The following is a 21864-nucleotide window of genomic DNA, read 5'->3' on the forward strand; positions in this document are numbered from 1 at the left end:
GTTCTCCGACTCAGTTACTCAACGCCGACGAGCCCGCGCCGCCGATCGCGCCGAAGACGGCCGGGTAGACGGCGCCGGCGAGCAGGACGGCGGTGACGATGTCCGGAGCCACGCTCCCGTCGCCGACCGCGTACCGGAACAGGAACGCCCCGACGACCGCGAGCGGGAGGTAGCCGGCCGCGACGAGCGCTCCCGAGCGGGCGCCGTCGAGTGGCGCGTCCGCGCCGGCGACCCGACCCGCGACGAGGCCCGCGACGAGCAGGAGGACCGGCGGGACGAGGAGGAGGAATCCCGCGCCCTCGGCCTCCATGAGGAGGTTCCGTGACGACGTGCCGCCGAACAGCGCGGGGAACACGGTCTCGACGAAGTGGGCGTTGTAGAACATCCAGCCGGACACCTGCCACGTCGAGATGGGGTCGCTCCCGAACAGCTCGGCGAGGAAGTTGAGCCCCGACAGCCCCTCCTCGATTCGGCCGCTCTGCGTGAGGTAGACGGACAGGTAGCCGACGAGGTACGCGGCGGCGCCGGCGACCGCGCCGCCGACCGCCTCTCTGGCGATGCTCGGATCCGAACCGGTCGTCGCGGTCGTTCCACCGGGTGGTGACGAGGACATGCGCTCGGTGTCGTTTCGGACGCCGTAAGTGTTTGTTGGGTCGGGATCGTCACCGTAATTCAACAGAATCGTCGGTTGAAACACCCGCTCTCGCCGGAATTTTCGCCGGTCAGGCGGTCGCCTCGCGCCATTCCGCCTGCGTGATCGTGTACCGGACCTCGTCGTGGACGGTGCCGTCCGGGAAGGTCATGTGGTTTCGGAGCAGCCCCTCGCGGCGGCCCCCGAGCCGGTCGACGTACCGCTCGATCGCGCGCCGCGAGTTCTCGTTGTCGGGGTGGTGGCTCACGGCGACGACCTCCAGGTCGAGGTCGTCAAACGCGACCTCGACGAGCGCGGCGGCGCGCTCGCCGGAGTAGCCTCGGCCCCAGAACCGCTTGCGGAGCCACGTGCCGAGGAGCGCGGTGCGCTTCTCCCAGTCGACGTGGAAGCCGCCGAAGCCGGCGAGCTCGCCGGCGCCGTCCTCGCCCTCGCGCGGTCGGATGACGTAGCTCGCGGCCTCTCCCTCCTCGAAGCGCTCTCGGCCGCGTTTGAGGAACTCCAGCGTCTCCTTTTTTGTCTCGTGGGGGTCCCACGCGAGATGCTCGGTCACCTCGTCGATGTCGGGATCCGACGAGCAGATACGGTAACACTCGTCGAGGTCGACGGTCTCCGGACTTCTCGCCTCCAACCGCAGTCGGTCCGTTTCGATCGTTTCGGGGAACACGCCGGTCGGGTCGTCGCCGACCGAATAAACTCCACCGGCGGCCTGCGACCCTTTATCACGGCTTTGTTGAGATACCATTCTTCAGATACATTCTCGCCTGAAACAGCCGATCGATGAGAGCTGCTTCTTGATCGATAGCGGGAGTGAGTGTAGTACGTCGTGAGTGAGGCCATTTATACGGGAAACCGGGGAGTTGCTGTCGGCTATTTATAAACGGTCGACCGCGTTGCGCTGACGACCTCCAAAGCCCCAGCCGCGACGGCTCGCGCGCCTTGCTGTGCTCCTCGCTCAGTCGCTCGCGCTCCCTCGCTGCGGTGCTTGCTGCGGCGTGCTTCGCCCTCGCGGCTGCCCCTTTGAGTCCCGCCCCGCACCGCTCCGCACAGCACCTCACGCCTCCCCAACCTCGTCAGTCGCCTCCGCTTCGCTCCGGCGACTGACTCCCTCGCGGGCTGGCTCGCGGCCTCCGCTTCGCTCCGGCCGCTCGCAGGCGCGCCATCGCCGACTATTTATAAGCGGCCGTCGCCGCCGCTGGCGACTATTTAAATACCAAATCGCTGCTACCGATCTGCGATACCCACTCCCGAAATCGCTCGCCGCTACCCCTGTATTGAACAAATCAAGTCAGAATATTCTGAGGATTTCGACAGGGCGTTATCACGGGCCGATCGTCGTCATTCGTGGAGCGCGTCGGCGAGGTCGGCGGCGACGTCCGCGATCGCCTCTCGCGCCCGATCGACGTCCTGCATCGTCATGAACCCGTGAACCATCGACGGGTAGTTCTCGTAGCGGGTCGCGACGCCGTCCGCGACGAGCTTCTCCGCGTACGCCTTCCCGCCGTCTCGGAGCGGGTCGAAGCCTGCGGTGACGACCGTCGCGGGCGCGACGCCGGAGAGGTCCCCGGCGTTGATCGGATCGGCGTACGGGTTCCGGCGGTGGATCTCGCTCCGGTAGTAGGCCTCGGAAAACCACTCGATGTCTTCCCGCGAGAGGACGACCCCGGCGTGTTCGCGCACCGACTCCTGCTCGGGGTCGATTCCGATCCCGGGATACAGCAGCGCCTGATGTGCGATCTCGGGACCGTCCCGCTCGGCGGCCATCAGCGCCGTCACGGCAGCGAGGTTGCCCCCCGCAGAGTCGCCCGCGACCGCGACGTCGCCGGTGCCGCGGAGCCGCTCCGTCGAGTCCGCCGCCCACTCGACGGCTGCGTAGGCATCCTCGACGGCGGCCGGGAACGGGTGTTCGGGCGCGAGGCGGTACTCGACGGAGAGGACGGCACAGCCGCTCTCCCGCGTCAGGTGGCGACAGAGCCAGTCGTGGGTCTCGACGCTCCCGAGAACGAACCCGCCGCCGTGGAAGAGGACGACGGTCGGGTGCGGTGGGTCGCTGTCCGGGAGGTACAGCCGCGCCTCGCTGTCTCCTTCCGGGCCCGGAACCCTCACCGACTCCGTCGCGCCGACGCTCGGCGGATTCCGGTTCTGGAGCCGCGTCAGGGGCCCGGTCAGGAGCCGGAGCAGTTTTAGCTTGTAGCCGCCGTGCGGGAGGGGAATCCGCGACTGGCGGGCCGCGGCGCGCTTCGCCTGGGGGTCGATCTGGTCGGCGCTCACGCCGCGAGAGTCGTCGGGCCGTCGACAAGACGGTTGCGGCGGAGTCGCCCGGGCGCGGGCGGTGCCGAGTCGCTCACCCGGTCACGCCGGCCGCGCGTAGCTCCTCGCGGATCGCGTCGCGTTTCACTAAGGCGAAACCGACGCAGATGATCAGGAAGCCGGCGACCGTCGTTGCGGTGATCCCCTCATCGAGGAGGAGCCACCCGACGACGGCGGCGAACACGGGCGCGACGTAGGAGACGAGGTTGATCTCGATCGGGCCGAGCCGGTCGAGCAGGTCGAAGTAGATGAGGAAGCCGAGCCCGCTGGCGACAACCGAGAGGTAGCCCAAGGCGAGCAGCGACTCCGTCGTCCACGCGACGTCGGCGACCGACTCGCCGAGCGCGAGCGAGACCAAGTGGGTGAGTCCGGCACCGAGCAGCATCGCCCACGCCTCCATCGTCTCGACCGCGATGTCGGCCTCGGAGGCCCGGGAGAGGACGGAGCCGAGCGCGAAGGAGGCGGCCGCGAGCAGGACGAGCAGCTTCGCGACCGTGCCGCCGCCGGTCAGGTTCGCGGGGTCAGGGTTCGCGAGCACGACCGCGCCGACGAGCCCGATCGCCAGCCCGAGCGCCCCGACCGCGGTCAGTCGCTCCGCGGGGAGGAAGGCGCGCGCGAACACCGTGGTCAGGAGCGGAGAGAGGCTGACGATGACGGCCGCGACGGCGCTCGTCACCGCAGGGTCGGTCTCGCCGACGAACAGGAACGAGTGGTAGGCGGCGATGATGAACACGGCGCCGGAGAGGACTTCCAACCACGCGTCGCGGCCGCGGGGGATCGGGTCGTCGACCGCGTACGCGGCGTACGCGAGCATGACGACCCCGGCCACGTCGTACCGGAGCGCCGCGAACAGCACCGGCGGGAAATACGCCAACCCCGCCTTGATCGCGACGAACGCCGAACCCCAGACGGAGGCGAGGATCAGGAACAGCGAGAGGTTTCTGAGACGGCTCACGTCCGCCCTCTCCCCGCGGCGCGCCAAAAGGTTCCGGAAACGGTCGCGTTCGCTGGATTCGCCCGGGAGGGAGAGGCGGGTGGCGTCCGCTACCGGACTCGGTACCCGTCGGCGTCGCGGGCGACGACGCCCACGTCGGAGAGCCGGCTGAGCGCGCTCTCGACCGTCGACTCCCGCGCGCCGACCTCGTCGGCGACCGCCGCGGGGGTGCCGTCCGTCTCGACCACTGCGGCGATGACGGCCGCGAAGAAGCGGCTGTCGGCCTGCCCGCCGAGCCGCTCGTCGATCTCCCCCAGCGCGTCCTCGACGCGACCCTGAACCCACCGCTGGGCGAGCGAGAGCTCGCGGTCGAGGTCCTGAAGCCGCGCGAACTCCTGGGCGAGCTCCGCGAGGTCACCCGTCGCGCCTGAGCCGTCGGGGGCCTCGATCGAGAGGTGCGGACAGCGCCCGGACATGTCGAGGCTGTTCTTCGCCGGGTAGGCGCTCTTCGCGCCGAAGCCGTACGGCGAGACGCTCACCTCTAAGCGGAGGCTGCGCGCGATCCGGAAGTACTTCCGGCGCTGGTCGTCCGTCGTCGACTCGACGAGACCGGCCTCCTCCAGCTTCCGCAGGTGGTCGATCACCGCCTTCGGGCTCACGTCGAGGTACTCCGAGATCTCCGTGACGTAGCAGGGTTTGGTCGCGAGAAGCCGGAGGATTCGCCGCCGGTTCTCGTTGCCGAGGAGATCGAGCAGTACCGCGGAGTCCATTAACGTGTGGTTAGCGTTCAGCGGATAAAAGGTTGGCTTCCGGCGACAGACGCGTCGAGCGGAGATCGAAGGACGGGACGGCGGGTGGAGCGATTCGTTCGTGCTCGCTTTCGCCCGCCGCTGAGGCGCCGTCCCCGAGCAGGTGCGGCTCGTTCGTTCGACCGCCTCACGCTATGACGTATCTCGATACCGCCGCGGCAGCCCAAATACTGATTACCGTGACGGCGCACCCTTACGGAGGGAATGCCCGAGAAACAGCCGCGTCCCGAATGGAACCTCTCCGAGCGGGACACGATCATCTTACAGGAACTCGCGCGCGACCCGCAGCTCACCTCCCGCAGGCTCCGGGACCTCCTCGACGAGGAGCACGACATCGACGTCTCTCACGTCACCGTCAACGAGTCGATCCGGCGGATGCGCGAGGACGGAGTGTTCCGCGAGGCGCTGGTCCCCAACGAAGAGCAGCTCTTCTTCTCGCTGTTCGAGTTCCAGTTCAACCCCGAGGGGTTCGAAGAGAACTGGCGGGACGCGCTCGAACACATCCGGTCGAGCCGCCACACGTTCATGTACTTCCTCTCCGACGGCGACTACCAGTGGAAGACCATCATGATGTTCAAAGACCGCGAACAGGAGTCGAAGTGGATCCACGAGTTCTACAAGGAGTACGGCGAGCTCATCACTAACCTCCGCAACTCCGTCGTGACGAACGTCCTCAAGTTCGGGACCGACCCCGAGCTGTTCGAGGTGTTTCAGGAGGACGGCGACGAGGAGTGACCGCCGGCGTCGGTCACCGACTTAGTCGAACTCGCCGAACCGAGTGACGGCCTCTAACTCCTCCGTCGGCGGGTCCTCGAACGCGTCGCGCGCGATCGACCGCCGGTGGACCTCGTCGGCGCCGTCGACGATGCGGAACTGCCGGACGTTCTCGTGGAAGCGCGCGATCGGCAGGTCGTAGGCGATCCCGTTGCCGCCGCAGAACTGGAGGGCGTCGTCGATCGCCTCCTGCGTCACGTTCGCCGCGAACGTCTTCGCCATCGCCACCTCGATCCGCGCCTCGTGGCCGTCGGCGATCCGGCCGGCCGCGTGCCGCACCATCGTGCGGGCGGCGTGGAGCTCGGTCCGGCGGTCGGCGATCCGGAACCGCGGGCCCTGCTTCTCCGAGAGCGGCTCGCCGAACCCCTCCCGCTCGGAGAGGTAGGCGGTCGCGATGTCGAGCGCGCGGTCGGCCATCCCGGCGTACCGCATACAGTGGGTGAGCCGGGCCGGCCCGAGCCGCTGTTGGACGAGCGTGAACCCCTCGTTCTCCTCGCCCAGCGTGTTCTCCACGGGCACCCGGACGTTGTCGAACCGGATCTCGGCGTGCGTCGTCCCCACCAGCCCCTCGCCGAGGTGCGGGATGTTCCGGACGATCTCGACGCCGTCGGCGTCGGCGGGCACGAGGATGACCGAACAGCCCGCGTACGGGTGCGCCTCCTGGTCGGTGCGCGCGAACGTCAGGAACACGTCGGCGTCGAGGCCGCCCGTCGTCCACCACTTGTGGCCGTCGATGACCCACTCGTCGCCGTCCTTCTCGGCGGTCGTCCCCAGCATCTTCGGGTCCGACCCGCCGCCCCCCATCGGCTCTGTCATCGCGAACCCGGAGTCGATCTCGCCGGCCGCGAGCGGGCGGAGCCAGCGCTCCTTCTGCTCCTCGGTGGCCGCGATCTCGAGGGTGTGCATGTTCCCCTCGTCCGGCGCCGCACACCGGAGCGCGGTCGGGCCGAGCAGGCTCCGTCCCGCCTCCTCGAACACGGGGAGCATCTCGCGGAAGCCGAGCCCGAGCCCGCCGTACTCCTCGTCGACCTGCGGGGCGTAGATCCCCTCGTCGCGCGCGGCGTCGCGCAGCGCCTCGATCTCCGCCGGCGGGATCGGCCCCCGACCGAGCCACTCACGCTCGACCGGGAGCACCGTCTCGTCGACGAACTCCCTGACGGCCTCGGCGACCTCCGGTCCGCGTCCGATGTCGTCGTACTCCATACCGGCCCTTATTTAGCAATGTAAATAGTGGTTCCGGCTATTCTCCCAAAATTCTATATTACGCGAAACTGATCCCCAATGTACCGAAAAATAGATTTACAATGTTAGTTGAATATGCGACAACCGATGAAAGCCGTTCGGGCATAGATCGGCCGGCTGCCGTCGCCTCCGGCCCGCATCGAACGGGGGGAGACCGGCCGTGACTGACGCCGATTACCTCGACAGGCTGGTCGACGACGACGCGCTCGGGACGTATCTCGCGGGCGAGTTCGGGCCGGCCGACACGTTCGCCGTCGAGCGACACGCGGAGGGGCACTCGAACGAGACGCTGTTCGTCACGTGGGGCGACCGCGAGTTAGTCATCCGGCGGCCGCCGCCCGGCGAGACGGCCGACACGGCCCACGACGTGCTGCGCGAGTACCGCGTCGTCGACGCACTCTCCGACACCGGCGTCCCGGTTCCATCGACGCTGCGCGCCTGCGACGACGCCGCGGTGCTCGGGAGCGACTTCTACGTCATGGAGCGCACCGACGGCGACGTGCTGCGCGACGCCGAGCCGACGCGGTTCGCCGACCCGGCCGCGCGTGAACGCGTCGGGGCCGAACTCGTCGACACGCTGGCGGCGATCCACGCGGTGGACTACGAGGCGGTCGGGCTCGGCGAGTTCGGTCGCCCGGAGGGGTACACGGCCCGGCAGGTCGAGCGCTGGACGAACCAGCTCGACTGGGCCTTCGGGACGACGGAGTCGGTCAGGGAGGTGCCGGACCTGGTCGCCGTCGGCGAGTGGCTCGCCGACAACGTCCCTGAGGACCACCCGGAGACCCTCGTCCACGGCGACTTCAAGCTCGACAACGTGATGTACGGCCCCGGGACGCCGCCGGCGGTCGTCGCCGTCTTCGACTGGGAGCTGTCGACGCTCGGCGACCCCCTCGCCGACCTCGGCTGGCTGCTGTTGTTCTGGTACGACGAGGGCGACCCGGACCCGGCGATGCCCGACCTGATGTCGACGTTCACCGCCCGCGAGGGGTACCCGACACGCGCGGAACTGATCGACCGGTACGAGGCGTCGACGGGCCGCGAGTTCGCCCACGAGCGGTTCTACCGCGCGCTCGCGGCGTACAAGATGGCCGCGCTCGGCGAGATGTTCCTCGCGCGGCACCTGAACGACGACAGCGACGACCCGCTGTATCCGAAGATGGAGACGCAGGTCCCCGAGCTCGCGGCGCGGACGCTCGCGTACGTCGAGGGCGAGACCGAGCGGCTGTAGGCCCGCCGTCGGACCGTGGGCCGCGACTTACCGCGCCGTCCAGCCGCCGTCCGCGGCGAGCGTCTCGCCGGTAACGAAGCTCGCCGCGTCGCTCGCGAGGAAGACGACCGGGCCGGCTATCTCCGTCGGCTCGGCGAAGCGGTCGAGCGGCGTCCGGTCGAGGATCGACTGCCGGAGCCGCTCGTTCTCTTGGAGGGTCTCCGTGAGTTCGGTCGCGACGTACCCGGGCGCGACCGCGTTCACCCGCACCTCCGGCGCCCAGTCCATCGCCGCGCTCTTCGTCAGCCCGACGAGCCCGTGTTTCGACGCGACGTACGGGTGCTGTTTCGGCAGCCCGACCTCGCCCGCCACGCTGGCGACGTTGACGACGCTCCCCTCCGCCTCACGCAGGTGCGGGCCGGCGGCCCGGAGGGTCCGGAACGAGCCCCGCAGGTTCACGTCGAGCACGCCGTCGACCGCGTCCGACTCGATCTCGGTCGGGTCGCCGAGCGCGTCGTCGGGGTTGAACCCGGCGTTGTTGACCAAGACGTCGAGCGAGCCGAACGCGTCGACGGTCTCCTCGACCAGCGCCGCCACGTCGGCGTCGTCGGTCACGTCCGCGGTGATCCCGCGCGCCTCGACGCCGAGGTCGCGGGCCTCCTCGGCGACGGCCTCGACCTCCGCGGCCGTCCGCGCAGATGGGACGACCGTCGCCCCCGCCGCGGCCAGCCCGAGGGTTATCGCGCGGCCGATCCCGCGCCCGCCGCCGGTGACGACGGCGACCTTCCCGGAGAGGTCCGGGAGGGCGTCGGTCGGCGTCGGGGCGGCGGCGTCCGCACCGTCTCCGTCGGCCGACGGCGCCTCCTCGTCTCTCATTCGCCACCTCCGTCGCCCGGCGCGTACGGCAGCTCCGGCTCCTCGACGGTCTCCCGGAGCGTCTTCTTGTCGAACTTCCCGGTCGCGGTCTTCGGGATCTCCTCGCGGAACCGGACGTCGTCCGGGAGCCACCAGCGCGGGAACTCCTCCTCGAGGAACGACCGGATCGCCTCCACGTCGAGCTCGCGGCCCGCCTTCGGCACGACGAACGCCAGCGGCCGCTCCTGCCAACGCTCGTGCGGCGCCGCGATCACGACCGCCTCGGCGACGTCGCCGTGCGCCATCAGGGCGTTCTCCAGCTCGATGCTGGAGATCCACTCGCCGCCCGACTTGATCACGTCCTTGGCTCGGTCGACGACCTCAATGTATCCGTCCTCGTCGACGGTGGCGATGTCGCCGGTGCGGAGCCAGCGCGCCCCGCCGTCCTCGGCCGCGACGAAGTCCGTCTCGTTGGCCTCCGGGCGGTTGTAGTACTCGCTGACGACGCTGGGGCCGCGGACGAGCAGCTCGCCGAACGCCTCGCCGTCCCAGGCGATCGGCTCGCCGTCGTCTCCGACGACCCGCATCTCCAGCCCGGGCGAGAGCAGCCCCTGCTTCGCCCGCTTGTCGAGTTCCGCCTCGCGGTCGCCGTCGGCGGTCCCCGAGGTCGGCCGCGAGACCGACCCGATGCTCATCGTCTCGGTCATTCCCCACGCGTGTTCGATCGTCACGTCGTGTTCGTCCTCGTACCGCCGCATCACCTCCCGCGGCGCGGCACTGCCGCCGACGACGATGCGTTCGAGCGAGGAGAGGTCGCCGCCGTGCTCGTCTAAGTGGTCGAGCACGTCGATCCACACCGTCGGGACGCCGGCGGTGAGCGTGACGCCCTCCTCCTCGATCAGCTCGACAAGGTCGGCGGGGTCCGGGGACGGCCCCGGGTACACCTGCTTCGCGCCCGCCATCGTCACGGCGTACGGGAACTCCCACGAGTTCACGTGGAACATCGGCACGACCGGCATCACCACGTCGTCCTCGGCGATGTCGAGCGCGGCGGGCGTCATCACCATCATCGCGTGGGCGTAGATCATCTTGTGGGTGTACTCGACCCCCTTCGGCTTCCCCGTCGTCCCGGAGGTGTAACACATTCCGGCGGGGTCGTCCTCGGAGAGCGAGGGCCACGATTCCATCGGGTCGGCGTCCGCGATCAGCTCCTCGAACGACGACAGCGGCAGGTCCGCCTCCGTCTCGGGGACCGTGTCGTCCATGACGACGACCTCGCGGACGCCGTCGATCCGGTCCCACAGGCGGTCGAGGACCGCCACGGCGTCGCGGTCGACGATCAGCACGTCGTCCGCGGCGTCGTTGATGATATACTCGACGTTGTCGTCCTGTAACAGGAGGTTCACGGTGTGGAGCTGCGCGCCGGAGAGGGGTACGGCGTAGTATGCCTCCAAGTGGCGGTGCGTGTTCCACCCGAGCGTCCCGACGCGGTCGCCGGGCTCGACGCCGAGGTCGGCGAGCGCGGCCGCGAGCCGCCGGACGCGGTCGCCGAAGTCGGCGTAGGTGTAGCGGTCGACCCCGTCGTGGGTGCGCGAGACGACCTCCGTCTCCGGGAACAGCCGCGTCGCCCGCCAGAAGAACGGCCGGAGGGTGAGCTCCTCAGGCATCTGCGGTGCCCACGGAGAGGTACGTCTCGAGGAGGTCCTCGCGGTCCCGGATCTCCGCGACGGTGCCGTCGAAGACGATCTCGCCGGTGTCCATGATGTACCCCCGCTCGGCGAGGTCGAACGCGAACTCGACGTTCTGTTCGGTCAGCAGGACGGTGACGTTCTGGTCGACGACCGTCTGGACGATCTCTCGCAGGTCGTCGACGATCACCGGCGCGAGCCCCTCGGTCGGCTCGTCGAGCAGCAGCACGTCTGGCGCTTGGACGAGCGCGCGGGCGACCGACACCATCTGCTGTTCGCCGCCGCTGAGGTTCCGCCCGTTGCTGCCGCGGAGGTCGTCGAGCGCCGGGAACAGCTCGTACATCTCCTCGACCGGCCGCGGGTCGCTCGCCAAGTTGTGCGCCAGCCGGAGGTTCTCCTGAACGGTCAGCGTGGGGAACACCCGGCGGTCCTCCGGCACGAGCGAGATCCCGCGCTCGTTGATCTCGTCCGACGACAACCCCGCTATCTCCTCGCCGCGGTACGTGATCGACCCCGAGCGCGGCGGCGACGCGCCGACGATCGAGCGCATCGTCGTCGTCTTCCCGGCGCCGTTGCGCCCGAGCAGCGTCACCACTTCGCCCTCGTCGATCTCCAGTGAGACCCCGTGGAGCACGTGGCTGTTCCCGTAGTATGTGTCGATGTCGTCGACCGTGAGTATCGTCATACGCTATCACTCCCCAAGTACGCCTCGGTCACCCGTTCGTCCGTGAGTACGTCCTCCGGCGCCCCGTCCGCGAGGATCGACCCCTCGGCGAGCACGACGATCCGGTCGGAGATATCGGTGACGACGTCCATGTTGTGTTCCGTCACGACGAACGTGGCGTCTAAGTCCTCGTCGAGCTCGCGGATCAGCGAGACGATCTCCGTGACCTCCGTCGGGTTCATCCCCGCGGTCGGCTCGTCCATCAGGAACACGTTCGGCTCGATGGCGAGAGCTAAGGCGATCTCGACGGTCCGCTTCTCGCCGTGGCTCAGCGTGTCGCAGGGCGTGTCCGCGATGTCGGTGAGCCCGGTGAGCTCCAACAGCTCTTCGACGTCGGCCTCAACCGACTCGTCGCCGGTCGCCCGCGAGCGGAAGTCGAGCCGGGAGCCATCGTGGCTGATCCGGGCGACCCGCACGTTCTCGCGGACGGTGAGCCCCTCGAAGATATTCGTTATCTGGTACGAGCGCGAGAGCCCAGCCTGCGCCACCTCGTGCGGCTCCGCGTCGGTGACGTCGGCGAGGTCGTCCCCGTCCCCGCTCCGGAGCCAGATCGACCCCGACGTGGGTTCGAGCACGCCCGTCAGCAGGTTGTAGAACGTCGTTTTTCCGGCCCCGTTCGGGCCGATGATGCTGGTGATCTTGTCGTCGTCGATCTCGATGGAGACGTCGTCGACGGCGGTCAGTTGGCCGAACTGTTTGCGGAGGTCTTCGGTCTTGAGGACGGTCGTCACGAGTTATCACCTCTGTCAGCGCGCGCGTTGTCGTCGCCCGATTCGGCTCCGTCGTCCGCCGCAGTCGACGCCTGCCCGCCGTTGAGGGCGCCGCCACCCCCGCCGCCGCCGCCGTCGCCGTCGCCGTCTCCGAACAGTCGGTCGCGGAGCAGCAGGAGGCCGCCGACGGCGCCCTGCTTGAAGAACAGCACGACGGCGATGAGCAGCGCGCCGAAGAACAGCTCCCAGTACGCTTCGAGCGCCGGGAAGCGGCTGATCGCCCACCGGATGTACAGGAAGATGAACGCTCCGACGATCGGACCGTAGAAGTAGGTCGCGCCGCCGATCACGGTCGCGATGACGGCGATCGCGCTCGTCGACCAGTGCGTGAGCCCGGGCGACGCGACGCTCGCGAGCCCCGCGCGCAACACGCCGGCGATTCCGACGACCGCCGCCGAGACGATGAACGTCATCCAGCGGTGGTGGCCGACGTCGATCCCGAGCGCGGCCGCGCGGTCGGGACTCTCGCGGATCGCCTTACAGACAGTCCCGAACGGCGAATTGACGACGCGCCACACCCCGTACGTCGCCGCGACCACGGTGACGGCCGAAATGGCGTAGTAGATCCGACGGCCGCCGATCCGGAGGCTGAAGCCGCCGAGGTCGACGGTCCCGAGCAGGACGATTACCCCGTCGGTCCCGTTCGTCAGCCCCGCCGGGTCCTGAATGATGAGCGAGTAGCCCAACATCCCGAACGCGAGGGTGATCAGCGCGAAGTAGATCTCCTCTAACCGGACGCTGAGCCACCCGACGGGCACGGCCACGAGAACGACGAGCACGAGGCCGACGACGCCGCCGAGGACGAACGTGACGAGCGGCGAGATCCCGGCGCCGACGATGTCGGCGATCACCGGGCCGAGGTCTCGCAACACGATCGCGATCCCGTACGCGCCGCCCGCGTAGAACAGGCCGTGACCGAACGAGAGCAGGCCCGTGTAGCCGTACAGCAGGTTGAAGCCGAGCGCGAACAGCGCGACGACGAGGAAGTCGGTGAACAGGTACACCTGGAACGGCGGCGCGAGGGCGATAAGCACCAGCGCGACGGCCCCGAGAAGGCCGAACCGCTCGCGGGTCCACCCCTCGGCGACCGCCGAGCCGAACCGGCTGACCCGGCCGCCCGTGTCGGTCGCGCTCATTCGCCGATCCCCCCGAACAGGCCCTCGGGACGGATCAGCAACACGATCACCATCGCGAGGAAGGGGATCGCGATGCTGCCGGCGCTGATGAACTGCGGGCCGAGGCTCTGCATCATGCCGATGAGCATCGCGCCGACGAAGGCGCCGCTCATGGAGCCGAGTCCGCCGATAACCACGACGATGAACGCGTCGATGATCACCTGGTCGCCGAGCGCCGGGCTGGTCGCCTGGAGCGGCGCCGACAGCGCGCCGCCGAGCCCGGCCAACACGCTCCCGAGGAAGAAGACCCCGGTGTAGAGCCGGGGCACGTCGACGCCGAGCATGGCCGCCATCTCGCGGTCAGAGGAGGTCCCCCGGACCAGCGAGCCGAAGTACGTCCGCGTGATGAACAGCCACAGCGCGACGAGCACCCCGACGGCCAGACCGATGACGACCAGCCGGTACGCGTTGAACGTGCTCCCGCCGAGCGTCACGGAGAAGTTGAACACGTCCGGCGGGTCGATCGAGTACGACCCCGACCCCCAGATGAACCGGACCGCCTCGTGGATCACGAGCACGAACCCGAACGTGACGATGAGCTGGTCGAGGTCCGAGTCGACTCGGTTGTACAGCCGGCGGATCGCCGAGAACTCGATCGCGGCGCCGACGACGCCGACGGCGAGCGCGCCGACCACGACGGCGATCCAGAAGTTGTCGACGACGTTCGAGACGACGGCGAGCGTGACGTACGCGCCGAGCATGTAGAACCCGCCGTGCGCGAAGTTGAGCACGCCGAGCACGCCGAAGATGAGGCTCAGACCGACGGCGATCAGGAAGAGCCGACTCCCGAGGCTCAGCCCGATGACGACGTCGGCGATACCGATCAGTGGAACGAGTGATGTGAGACTCATGAGAACGGCGACGGGCTTAGATACCCGCCGGGAGGTCAGAGTCGCCGAGCGCCTCCGACAGCACGTCGGGACCCGCCTCGTACCGATTCACGGGGTCGAGCACGTTGCTCTCCCACTCGTCGTCGTACGTGACGGTGCCCCAGATGGACGCGACCGTCGCCTGGTTCGTCTCGCTGAACTGGTAGTCGCCGACGGGGCCCGAGTGCTCCATACCGGTGAACTCGTCGACGAGTGCACTGGGGTCCGTCCCTCCGGCGGACTCGATCGCCTCCTTGTACAGGTGGACCGCCCGATACGCGCCCTCTGCGTTGTACGTCGGGAGCGACTCGTACTCCTCGTAGTACGCCTCGCGGAACGAGTTGTTCGCCTCGGTGTCGGGGACGAACGGATCGTACCGCGTGGAGGCGTACTCCCCCTCCGGAAGCGGGCTGCCGTCGCTCGGGAGGTCCGTCCCCATCCCGACGCTGAACAGCGTGTGGTCGATCTGGTCGAACCAGCCCGCGCTCTCGGCCTGTCCGATGAACGTCGTGAGGTCGGCGCCCCACAGCGGCGTGAGCACCGCGTCCGGGTCGGCGTCGAGGATGGAGCTGATAAAGGGCGTGTAGTCGCTGGTCGCCAGTGCCGGGAACTGCTCGGCCGTGAACTCGGCCTCGACGCCGAGCCCGTCGCAGTACGCCTGGAAGTAGTCCCACGTCTCGTACCCGAACGCGTAGTCCGGGCCGATGGTGGCCCACTCGGTCGCGTCGAGATTCTCGGCGACCCGCGCGGCCCCGTAGATGTCCTGTGCGAGGCTGTTGGAGTCGCGGAACACGTACTCGTTCCCGACGGAGTCCTCGTGTTCGCCCTGCGGCGAGGTGACGAACGGGGTCGCCGCGTGCGTGATCATGAACGGCATCTGGAGCTGCGAGATCTGCGGCGCGACGGCCTGGGCGACGCCGCTGGAGTCGAGCCCGAACAGCCCGTCGACGTTGTCCTCCTGGACGAGGCTGCGGATCTGCTGGATCGCCGTGTCGGCACTCGCCTCGGTGTCGCGGACGAGCACCTCGACGTCCCGCCCGTCGATACCGCCGTTGTCGTTGATCTCTGACACCGCGAAGTCGATTCCGCGTTCGGCCTCCTCGCCGTACAGCGACGCGAACCCGGAGAGGATGTTCGCGGCGCCGAGCGTTACGGGCCCGCCGTCGCCGCCGCCCCCGCCGGAACAGCCGGCGAGCCCGACGGCCGCCCCCGCGCCGGCGGCCTGAAGGAACCGCCGCCGTCCGACCGGTGACCGGCCTCCCGGACTCGTCTCAGCGGCGTCGGCCTGTTTATACTTGTTTTCGGTATCGCTGTCTTCGGTTACCATTGTTAACAATCGTCCGTGAGTGTCGCTCTCCACATAAATATGCGGGTCTATGACATACAGACGTATTGGGAAATTTATGATTCTCCCGAGATCCCCGGCCTGGACCCGGATCGACCGGGTCGAACGCGGGAGTCGGCAGCCGGTCTTCCGGCGTGACTACTATTACAACGACTGTACAACGTTCACACACCTCTCATGAACGTGGTAAACCCGGCGACCGGAGCGCAGATCGAAACGTACAACGAACACGACGCGGACGACGTCGAGGCGGCGTTAGGCCGGTCGGTTCGAGCGTTCGAGGACTGGCGGACGCGCCCGCTCCGGGACCGCGAGCGGCTGCTCGCGAACGCGGCGGACGTGCTCAGAGAGAACAAGCGGCGGTACGCCGAGACGATGACGCGGGAGATGGGGAAGCCGATCTCGCAGGCGGTCGGCGAGGTCGAGAAGTGCGCGTGGGTCTGCGACCACTACGCGGAACACGCGGGCGCGTACCTCGAAGCCGACCACCACCCGAGCCCGCCGGGCTCGACGGTCAAGACCGAACACGAGCCGCTCGGCCCCGTCCTCGCGGTGATGCCGTGGAACTTCCCGTTCTGGCAGGTGTTCCGCTTCGCCGCGCCGTACCTCACGGCCGGGAACGTCGGGCTCCTCAAGCACGCGTCGAACGTGCCCGGCTGCGCGCTCGCGATCGAGGAGGTGTTCCGCGAGGCCGGCTACCCCGAGGACGTCTTCCAGACGCTTCTGATCCCCTCGGACCTCGTCGACGACCTCCTGACGGACGACCGCGTCCGGGCCGCGACGCTGACCGGGAGCGGACCGGCCGGGCGCGCGGTCGCTGCGAGCGCCGGCGACCAGCTCAAGAAGACGGTCCTCGAACTCGGCGGGAGCGACCCGTTCGTCGTCCTCGACGACGCCGACGTCGCGGCCGCGGCCGAGACGGGCGCGTGGGCGCGGAACCTGAACGGGGGGCAGTCGTGCATCGCCGCGAAGCGCTTCGTCGTTCACACGGACGTGTACGACGCGTTCCTCGGCGCGCTGGTCGACGAGATCGACGGGCTCGTCGTCGGCGACCCGACCGACGAGGCGACCGACGTCGGGCCGCAGGCGCGGGCGGACCTCATGGAGTCGCTCCACGAGCAGGTGACGGCGAGCGTCGACGCGGGCGCGACGCTCGTGACCGGCGGCGAGCCCCTCGATAGGGAGGGGGCGTTCTACCCGCCGACCGTCCTGACCGACGTCCCCGAGGGCTGCCCCGTCGACACCGAGGAGACGTTCGGGCCGGTGGCCACGGTGTACGAGGTCGACGACGAGGAGGCGGCGATCGAGACGGCCAACGACACCGAGTTCGGGCTCGGCGCGAGCGTCTGGACCGAGGACCGCGACCGCGGCGAGCGCGTGGCGAGCCGCATCGACGCGGGCTGCGTGTACGTGAACCAGCTCGTGAAGTCCGACCCGCGAGTCCCGTTCGGCGGCGTCAGGGACTCGGGCTACGGTCGGGAGCTCTCCGAGGCCGGGATCAAGGAGTTCGTCAACCGCAAGACCGTCTGGGTCGAGTGACGGGAGTGACCCCATCGAAGGGTAGTTACCCTCCGGGCGGCACGCTGGGGTATGGAGACGGCACTCGTCATCCTCGACGGCTGGGGGCTCGGCGACCACGACCGCCGCGACGCCGTGAAGGCGGCCGACACGCCGACGTTCGACGCGGCGACGGAGCGCGGGGCCGACGGCCGCCTCGTCGTCCACGGGCGGCGCGTGGGGCTCCCCGAGGGACAGATGGGCAACTCCGAGGTCGGCCACCTCAACATCGGCGCGGGGCGGGTGGTGAAGCAGGCGTACACGCGGATCACGGACGCGCTCGCCGAGGGGTCGCTCTCGGACAACGACGCGATCGCGGACGCGCTCGACCACGCGAAATCGACCGGCGGCCGGGTCCACTTCATGGGGCTCGTCTCGGACGGCGGCGTCCACTCCGACGTCGAGCACCTGCTCGCGCTGATCGACGCCGCGGCCGACGCGGGCGTGCCCGCGACGAGTCACGCGTTCACCGACGGGCGCGACACGGCCCCGGAGATCGCCGACGAGTTCCTGGCCGACGTGACCGCGAAGGCCGACGAGCGCGGGACCGGCCACGTCGCGACCGTGACCGGCCGCTACCACGCGATGGACCGGGACGAGAACTGGGAGCGGACGCGGAAGGCGTACGACGCGATCGTCGAGCGCGAGGCCCCGCACGAGGCCGAGAGCGCGGTCGCGGCCGCCCGCGAGGCCCACGCCCGCGGCGAGACGGACGAGTTCGTCGAGCCGACGCTCGTCGCGGACGAGCCCGCGATCGATGACGCCGATGAGCAGAGCTCATCGAGCCACCGAGGCAAGCTCGATGACGGCGACGCCGTGATCTTCTTCAATTTCCGCGCGGACCGCGCCCGGCAGCTGGTCCGGATGCTCACCGGGACCCGACCGGAGTGGGGGTTCGACCTCGATCAGCCCGAGATCCGCATGACGACGATGACCGAGTACGACGAGACGTTCGAGTTCCCGGTCGCGTTCCCGCCGGAGATCCCCGCGAACACGATCGGCGAGGTCGTCGCGGACGCCGGCGGCACGCAGCTCCGGATCGCGGAGTCCGAGAAGTACCCGCACGTCACCTACTTCCTCAACGGCGGCCGCGAGGTGGAGTTCCCGGGCGAGATCCGGACCATCGTGGAGAGCCCGGACGTGCCGACCTACGACCTCCAGCCGGAGATGTCCGCGCCCGAGGTGACCGACGAGGCCGTCGAGACGATCGCCTCGGACGACCCCGACCTGCTCGTGTTGAACTACGCGAACCCGGACATGGTGGGCCACACCGGTGACTTCGACGCGGCCGTCGAGGCCGTCGAGGCCGTCGACGCCCAACTGGACCGCCTGCTCGACGCGATCGCCGACGCCGGCGCGCACGCGGTCGTCACCGCCGACCACGGCAACGCCGACGACATGGGCACCGTCGAGGATCCCCACACCGCCCACACGTACAACCCGGTCCCGTTTGTCTACCTGACGCCCGACGGCGACGACGGCGGACGCAGGGTCCGCGAGGGCGGGTCGCTGTGCGACATCGCCCCGACCCTGCTCGACCTGATGGACCGCGACCGGCCGGCGGAGATGACCGGCGAGAGCCTGCTCGAAAATAAACGATAAACTTCGGATCGATTCTCGCTCGTTCCACGGCGTTTTAATACACCGACTCACCTGTTATCTTTCATGACAGACGAGACCACGCCGGTGATCGCGGCCGCCTACCGAACGCCGCAGGGGAAAGAGGGCGGCGTCTACGCAGACGTCCGCAGCGAGGACCTCTCGACGACGCTCATCGACCACGCGCTCGCGGAGACGGGGCTGACTAGCGACCACGTCGACGACCTGATGTGGGGCGTCGCCCAGCAGCGCACCGAGCAGGACAACAACGTCGCGCGCGTCATCGCGCTGCTCTCGGACCTGGGCGAGTCGGTGCCCGCCACCTCGATCAACCGGTGGTGCGCCTCCTCGATGCAGGCGGTCATCTCGGCGTCCGACGCGATCGCCGCGGGGAACCGCGACTGCATCATCGCGGGCGGCGTCGAGAACATGAGCCGCGTCCCGATGGACGGCGACTCCTACGAGCACCTCCACCCCGAGCTCTCCGAGCAGTACAACATCTTCCAGCTGCAGATGGGGATGACCGCCGAGAAGGTGGCCGAGGAGTACGACGTGAGCCGCGAGGCGCAAGACGAGTACGCGGCCCGCAGCCACCAGCGCGCCGCGGAGGCGACGGAGTCCGGCCGATTCGACGACGAGATCGTCCCCGTCGAGACCGACGAGGGACTGGTCGAGGAAGACGAGGGGATCCGCCCGGATACGACCGCCGAGAAGCTCGCCGACCTCCCGCCCGCGTTCACGGGCGACGGCACCGTCACTGCGGGGAACTCCTCGCAGATCTCCGACGGCGCGTCGCTCACGGTCGTCACCAGTAAGGCGTTCGCCGAGGAGCACGGCCTCGACGTGCTCGCCGAGGTCGGCACGAACAACGTCGCCGGCGTCGACCCGACCGTGATGGGGATCGGCCCGGTACCCGCCACCCGCGGGCTCTTGGAGCGCGCCGGAACCGACATCGACGACTACGACCTCGTCGAGCTCAACGAGGCGTTCGCCTCCCAGTGCGAGTACTCGCGGCGCGAGCTCGGTATCGACGAGGACAGCTACAACGTCAACGGCGGCGCCATCGCGCTCGGCCACCCGCTCGGCGCCTCGGGCGCGCGGCTCCCCGTCACGCTGCTCCACGAGATGCAGAAACAGGACGCCGAGCGCGGCCTCGCGACGCTCTGCGTCGGCTTCGGGCAGGGCGCCGCGATCGAGTTCCTTCGGTAGACGACGTAGGACCCGGGATTTTTCCTTCGGTGGCGCGTGCCTGCGAGGCCGCTCTGCGGCCGAGCAGCACGCGCGAGGGAGTCAGTCGCCGGAGCGAAGCGACGGCGACTGACGAGGTTGGGGAGGCGTGAGGCTGCGGTTGCGGCGCGGGGGCGGGGGCGGGACTCGAAGGGGCGGCCACGAGGCCCCCGTAGGCGACGTAAGCACCACAGGAACGAGCGAAGCGAGTGACGAGGAGCGCAGCGAGCGTACGGGGGCCTCGTGGCCGGGGCTTCGCCGGTGTTCGTCGTCGTCCTGTCAGTACCAATCAGTAAGCGAGCAATCGGATCTTCAGCGTCTTACTTGTCTCCGTGCGTGAATCCGCGGTCGGGCAGGGGGTCGCCGTCGGCGAGGACGCGCGGGGCTCCCTCTTCGGGCGCCTCGGTTACCGTCCCGATCCGAGTCAGGCCAGACGGACACGCCGCTTCGACCGCATCAACCTCCGCTTCCGGCACCGCACACAGCAGCTCGAAGTCCTCGCCGAAGTGCGCCGCGAGCTCGAACCGCTCCGCCGACCCCTCCGCGAGCTCCTCGACCGCGGGATGGACCGGAACCGCGTCCCGCTCCACCTCGATCCCGACCTCGCTCGCCTCCGCGAGCTGGTGACACGAGCGCGCCAGCCCGTCCGAGGAGTCCATCATCGCGGTCGCCGCGCCCACGAGCGCCAGCCCGTCGGCCACCCGCGGCGTGAACCGGAACAGCTCGTTGGCGCGCTCGACCGCCTCGTCCGAGTTCTTTTTAAATAGCCGGAGCGCCGCCGCCGAACGCCCCCACTCGCCGGTGACGCAGAGCGCGTCGCCCGGCCGCGCCCCGCCTCTGGTGACGGGACCTGCGTCGGTCACGTCCCCGATCGCGGTGGTCGCCGTCGTGAACTCGACGTGCTCGTCGAGGTCGCCGCCGACGTACTCGGCGTCGACGGCCTCGCAGACGTCGACCGCGCCCGCGACGAACGCGTCGAGCTCGTCCGGGTCGAACACCTCGTCGGCGTAGACGGCGACCGCGGCCCGGGCAGCCGCGCCCATCGCGGCCACGTCCGAGAGCGACGCGCCCACCGCGCGCCAGCCGGCAGTGTACCGGGTCGTCCCGGGCGGGAAGTCGGTCCGCTCGTGGAGCATGTCCGTTGTGATGACCGTCCCGTCGACGACGGCGGCGTCGTCGCCCGCGGCTGGGAGGTCGGCGGCGATGGCTCGGAGGGCGTCGCGCTCGTTCACTACCCGAAACTCCGCACGTGGACCCAATAAGCGATCGGTCCGGGCGACGGATGACGTCGACATCGGTGGCCCACGAACCCGGGGCGGCCGCCCCGTCCATGTCCCATGTTGCCATGAAACATTTAAACGGGTAATACACATTAACGAATATTATCATTATCAATCATTATGTTTATTATCCTCCTCCGATTTCCTCCGTTCGCAATGGCAGTACCCGTACACGGACACGCAGCGACCCGACGCACGGACTCGATCACCAGACGACCGCCGCAACCGCCCACACGACCCGATGACGACACCTAACGACACGCCCGACGACACGACCCGACGCACAGACGGCACGACCGACACGGACTCGACGACCCGCTCCGACCGCCGGACCGGTTCGAGCTCAACGACTACTTCTCCGCGGACGATCCCCGGCCGTACCCCGCTCACCGAGGAGGCCGGCGCGCCGCTGGTCCCGACGATCACGACCCGGCGAGCGACGGGGACGCGAACGGCCGGCTCGCCGCCGCAGACCGACACCCGGCAGCCAACCGACACCCCGCAGCCGACCGACACCCCGCAGCCGACGGCGACCGACACCCGCCGACCGACCCGCCCGCCGACGGACGGCGAGCGTGACGCGCCGCTCGTCCCCGACCTGCGTCCCGCCTCGCGGACGCGGACGGACGGGGGGTCCCGATGACGGCGAACACGACGCGCCGCCCCGTTCCCATGGCGGGGACCGGCGACGGCCCGCGACCGGACTCCACGTCGTTCGCGCCCACCGCGCGCACGGACGGCGGACGCCGCGCCGACGAGCGCCGCGCCGACAGCCGTCCCGACCGACGCTCCACCGACGAGCGCCGCGCCGCGTCGAACCGCACCGCAGCCGACGACTCCACGCTGTAAT

21 protein-coding genes are annotated in these 21864 nt (G+C 69.3%); 7 read left to right on the forward strand and 14 right to left on the reverse strand.

Annotation, left to right across the window (positions count from 1 at the left end):
• Positions 1-10: 10 nt before the first annotated feature.
• The 5 genes from B378_RS0114565 to B378_RS0114585 all read right to left on the reverse strand — a co-directional run bounded on the left by B378_RS0114565 (position 11) and on the right by B378_RS0114585 (position 4663).
• Positions 11-613, reverse strand: coding sequence for a hypothetical protein (locus B378_RS0114565; protein ID WP_017344499.1), 603 nt, complete (start codon positions 611-613; stop codon positions 11-13).
• Between the two features lie 109 nt (positions 614-722).
• Positions 723-1316 carry a GNAT family N-acetyltransferase gene (locus B378_RS0114570; protein ID WP_017344500.1) on the reverse strand — a complete coding sequence of 198 codons (594 nt, stop codon included), beginning with the start codon at positions 1314-1316 and terminating at the stop codon, positions 723-725.
• Between the two features lie 671 nt (positions 1317-1987).
• A complete protein-coding gene (locus tag B378_RS0114575; protein WP_017344501.1) occupies positions 1988-2920 on the reverse strand; it encodes an alpha/beta hydrolase in 933 nt (310 codons plus the stop codon).
• 73 nt (positions 2921-2993) lie between these two features.
• Positions 2994-3914, reverse strand: a complete 921-nt coding sequence (locus tag B378_RS0114580; protein ID WP_017344502.1) for a DMT family transporter — start codon at positions 3912-3914, stop codon at positions 2994-2996.
• 89 nt (positions 3915-4003) lie between these two features.
• A complete protein-coding gene (locus tag B378_RS0114585; RefSeq protein ID WP_017344503.1) occupies positions 4004-4663 on the reverse strand; it encodes an ArsR family transcriptional regulator in 660 nt (219 codons plus the stop codon).
• 243 nt (positions 4664-4906) lie between these two features.
• Here B378_RS0114585 and B378_RS0114590 point away from each other — a divergent pair, with 243 nt between their 5' ends.
• Complete coding sequence (locus B378_RS0114590; protein WP_017344504.1) at positions 4907-5437, forward strand: Lrp/AsnC family transcriptional regulator; 531 nt, start codon at positions 4907-4909, stop codon at positions 5435-5437.
• 21 nt (positions 5438-5458) lie between these two features.
• Here B378_RS0114590 and B378_RS0114595 read toward each other — a convergent pair whose 3' ends face one another.
• Positions 5459-6679: an acyl-CoA dehydrogenase family protein gene (locus B378_RS0114595; protein ID WP_017344505.1), complete on the reverse strand. Its 1221-nt coding sequence runs from the start codon at positions 6677-6679 to the stop codon at positions 5459-5461.
• A gap of 199 nt (positions 6680-6878) precedes the next feature.
• On the opposite strand from B378_RS0114595, the gene B378_RS0114600 reads away from it, so the two are divergent.
• Positions 6879-7946 (forward strand): phosphotransferase family protein, encoded by a 1068-nt coding sequence (locus tag B378_RS0114600; RefSeq protein WP_017344506.1) that lies wholly within the window; start codon positions 6879-6881, stop codon positions 7944-7946.
• A 27-nt stretch (positions 7947-7973) separates the two neighbouring features.
• On the opposite strand, the gene B378_RS0114605 is transcribed toward B378_RS0114600, so the two are convergent.
• From B378_RS0114605 to B378_RS0114635, 7 genes are read right to left on the reverse strand one after another with little or no spacing between them, the layout of a single operon-like run.
• Positions 7974-8801, reverse strand: coding sequence for an SDR family NAD(P)-dependent oxidoreductase (locus B378_RS0114605; protein ID WP_017344507.1), 828 nt, complete (start codon positions 8799-8801; stop codon positions 7974-7976).
• Positions 8798-10447 (reverse strand): long-chain fatty acid--CoA ligase, encoded by a 1650-nt coding sequence (locus B378_RS0114610; RefSeq protein WP_017344508.1) that lies wholly within the window; start codon positions 10445-10447, stop codon positions 8798-8800. Before B378_RS0114610 ends, B378_RS0114605 begins: the two co-directional genes overlap by 4 nt.
• Positions 10440-11153, reverse strand: a complete 714-nt coding sequence (locus B378_RS0114615; RefSeq protein ID WP_017344509.1) for an ABC transporter ATP-binding protein — start codon at positions 11151-11153, stop codon at positions 10440-10442. The genes B378_RS0114610 and B378_RS0114615 overlap by 8 nt, the downstream gene beginning before the upstream one ends.
• Complete coding sequence (locus B378_RS0114620) at positions 11150-11923, reverse strand: ABC transporter ATP-binding protein (RefSeq protein ID WP_017344510.1); 774 nt, start codon at positions 11921-11923, stop codon at positions 11150-11152. Before B378_RS0114620 ends, B378_RS0114615 begins: the two co-directional genes overlap by 4 nt.
• The gene (locus B378_RS0114625; protein WP_017344511.1) at positions 11920-13098 is read right to left on the reverse strand and encodes a branched-chain amino acid ABC transporter permease; all 1179 of its coding nucleotides are present in this window, start codon (positions 13096-13098) and stop codon (positions 11920-11922) included. Before B378_RS0114625 ends, B378_RS0114620 begins: the two co-directional genes overlap by 4 nt.
• On the reverse strand, positions 13095-13988 hold the full coding sequence (locus B378_RS0114630; RefSeq protein ID WP_017344512.1) for a branched-chain amino acid ABC transporter permease: 894 nt from the start codon (positions 13986-13988) through the stop codon (positions 13095-13097). The genes B378_RS0114625 and B378_RS0114630 overlap by 4 nt, the downstream gene beginning before the upstream one ends.
• 16 nt (positions 13989-14004) lie before the next feature.
• Entirely contained in the window at positions 14005-15333 is a 1329-nt protein-coding gene (locus tag B378_RS0114635; protein WP_017344513.1) for an ABC transporter substrate-binding protein, read from the reverse strand.
• A 195-nt stretch (positions 15334-15528) separates the two neighbouring features.
• Between B378_RS0114635 and B378_RS0114640 the strand changes: the two genes are divergently transcribed.
• The 3 genes from B378_RS0114640 to B378_RS0114650 all read left to right on the forward strand — a co-directional run bounded on the left by B378_RS0114640 (position 15529) and on the right by B378_RS0114650 (position 19716).
• Positions 15529-16890 carry an NAD-dependent succinate-semialdehyde dehydrogenase gene (locus B378_RS0114640; protein ID WP_017344514.1) on the forward strand — a complete coding sequence of 454 codons (1362 nt, stop codon included), beginning with the start codon at positions 15529-15531 and terminating at the stop codon, positions 16888-16890.
• A gap of 51 nt (positions 16891-16941) precedes the next feature.
• Complete coding sequence (gpmI, locus tag B378_RS0114645) at positions 16942-18510, forward strand: 2,3-bisphosphoglycerate-independent phosphoglycerate mutase (RefSeq protein ID WP_017344515.1); 1569 nt, start codon at positions 16942-16944, stop codon at positions 18508-18510.
• Positions 18511-18573: 63 nt separating this feature from the next.
• Positions 18574-19716 carry a thiolase family protein gene (locus B378_RS0114650; RefSeq protein WP_017344516.1) on the forward strand — a complete coding sequence of 381 codons (1143 nt, stop codon included), beginning with the start codon at positions 18574-18576 and terminating at the stop codon, positions 19714-19716.
• 338 nt (positions 19717-20054) lie between these two features.
• Here B378_RS0114650 and thiL read toward each other — a convergent pair whose 3' ends face one another.
• On the reverse strand, positions 20055-20966 hold the full coding sequence (gene thiL / locus B378_RS0114655) for a thiamine-phosphate kinase (RefSeq protein ID WP_017344517.1): 912 nt from the start codon (positions 20964-20966) through the stop codon (positions 20055-20057).
• 289 nt (positions 20967-21255) lie between these two features.
• On the opposite strand from thiL, the gene B378_RS0114660 reads away from it, so the two are divergent.
• Entirely contained in the window at positions 21256-21657 is a 402-nt protein-coding gene (locus B378_RS0114660; RefSeq protein WP_017344518.1) for a hypothetical protein, read from the forward strand.
• On the forward strand, positions 21654-21863 hold the full coding sequence (locus tag B378_RS16890) for a hypothetical protein (protein WP_026046311.1): 210 nt from the start codon (positions 21654-21656) through the stop codon (positions 21861-21863). Before B378_RS0114660 ends, B378_RS16890 begins: the two co-directional genes overlap by 4 nt.
• Position 21864: the final 1 nt, after the last annotated feature.

It is taken from the genome of Halorubrum sp. T3, from assembly GCF_000296615.1.
Lineage (GTDB): Archaea > Halobacteriota > Halobacteria > Halobacteriales > Haloferacaceae > Halorubrum > Halorubrum ruber.

Excerpts from the sequence above, each read along its gene's own strand:
- gpmI (WP_017344515.1), top strand. The coding sequence starts at position 16,942 with ATGGAGACGGCACTCGTCATCCTCGACGGCTGGGGGCTCGGCGACCAC.
- B378_RS0114605 (WP_017344507.1), bottom strand. The coding sequence starts at position 8,801 with ATGAGAGACGAGGAGGCGCCGTCGGCCGACGGAGACGGTGCGGACGCC.
- B378_RS0114595 (WP_017344505.1), bottom strand. The coding sequence starts at position 6,679 with ATGGAGTACGACGACATCGGACGCGGACCGGAGGTCGCCGAGGCCGTC.
- B378_RS0114610 (WP_017344508.1), bottom strand. The coding sequence starts at position 10,447 with ATGCCTGAGGAGCTCACCCTCCGGCCGTTCTTCTGGCGGGCGACGCGG.
- B378_RS0114660 (WP_017344518.1), top strand. The coding sequence starts at position 21,256 with ATGACGACACCTAACGACACGCCCGACGACACGACCCGACGCACAGAC.
- B378_RS0114615 (WP_017344509.1), bottom strand. The coding sequence starts at position 11,153 with ATGACGATACTCACGGTCGACGACATCGACACATACTACGGGAACAGC.
- B378_RS0114625 (WP_017344511.1), bottom strand. The coding sequence starts at position 13,098 with ATGAGCGCGACCGACACGGGCGGCCGGGTCAGCCGGTTCGGCTCGGCG.
- B378_RS0114565 (WP_017344499.1), bottom strand. The coding sequence starts at position 613 with ATGTCCTCGTCACCACCCGGTGGAACGACCGCGACGACCGGTTCGGAT.
- B378_RS0114585 (WP_017344503.1), bottom strand. The coding sequence starts at position 4,663 with ATGGACTCCGCGGTACTGCTCGATCTCCTCGGCAACGAGAACCGGCGG.
- B378_RS0114590 (WP_017344504.1), top strand. The coding sequence starts at position 4,907 with ATGCCCGAGAAACAGCCGCGTCCCGAATGGAACCTCTCCGAGCGGGAC.
- B378_RS0114635 (WP_017344513.1), bottom strand. The coding sequence starts at position 15,333 with ATGGTAACCGAAGACAGCGATACCGAAAACAAGTATAAACAGGCCGAC.
- B378_RS16890 (WP_026046311.1), top strand. The coding sequence starts at position 21,654 with ATGACGGCGAACACGACGCGCCGCCCCGTTCCCATGGCGGGGACCGGC.
- B378_RS0114650 (WP_017344516.1), top strand. The coding sequence starts at position 18,574 with ATGACAGACGAGACCACGCCGGTGATCGCGGCCGCCTACCGAACGCCG.
- B378_RS0114630 (WP_017344512.1), bottom strand. The coding sequence starts at position 13,988 with ATGAGTCTCACATCACTCGTTCCACTGATCGGTATCGCCGACGTCGTC.
- B378_RS0114640 (WP_017344514.1), top strand. The coding sequence starts at position 15,529 with ATGAACGTGGTAAACCCGGCGACCGGAGCGCAGATCGAAACGTACAAC.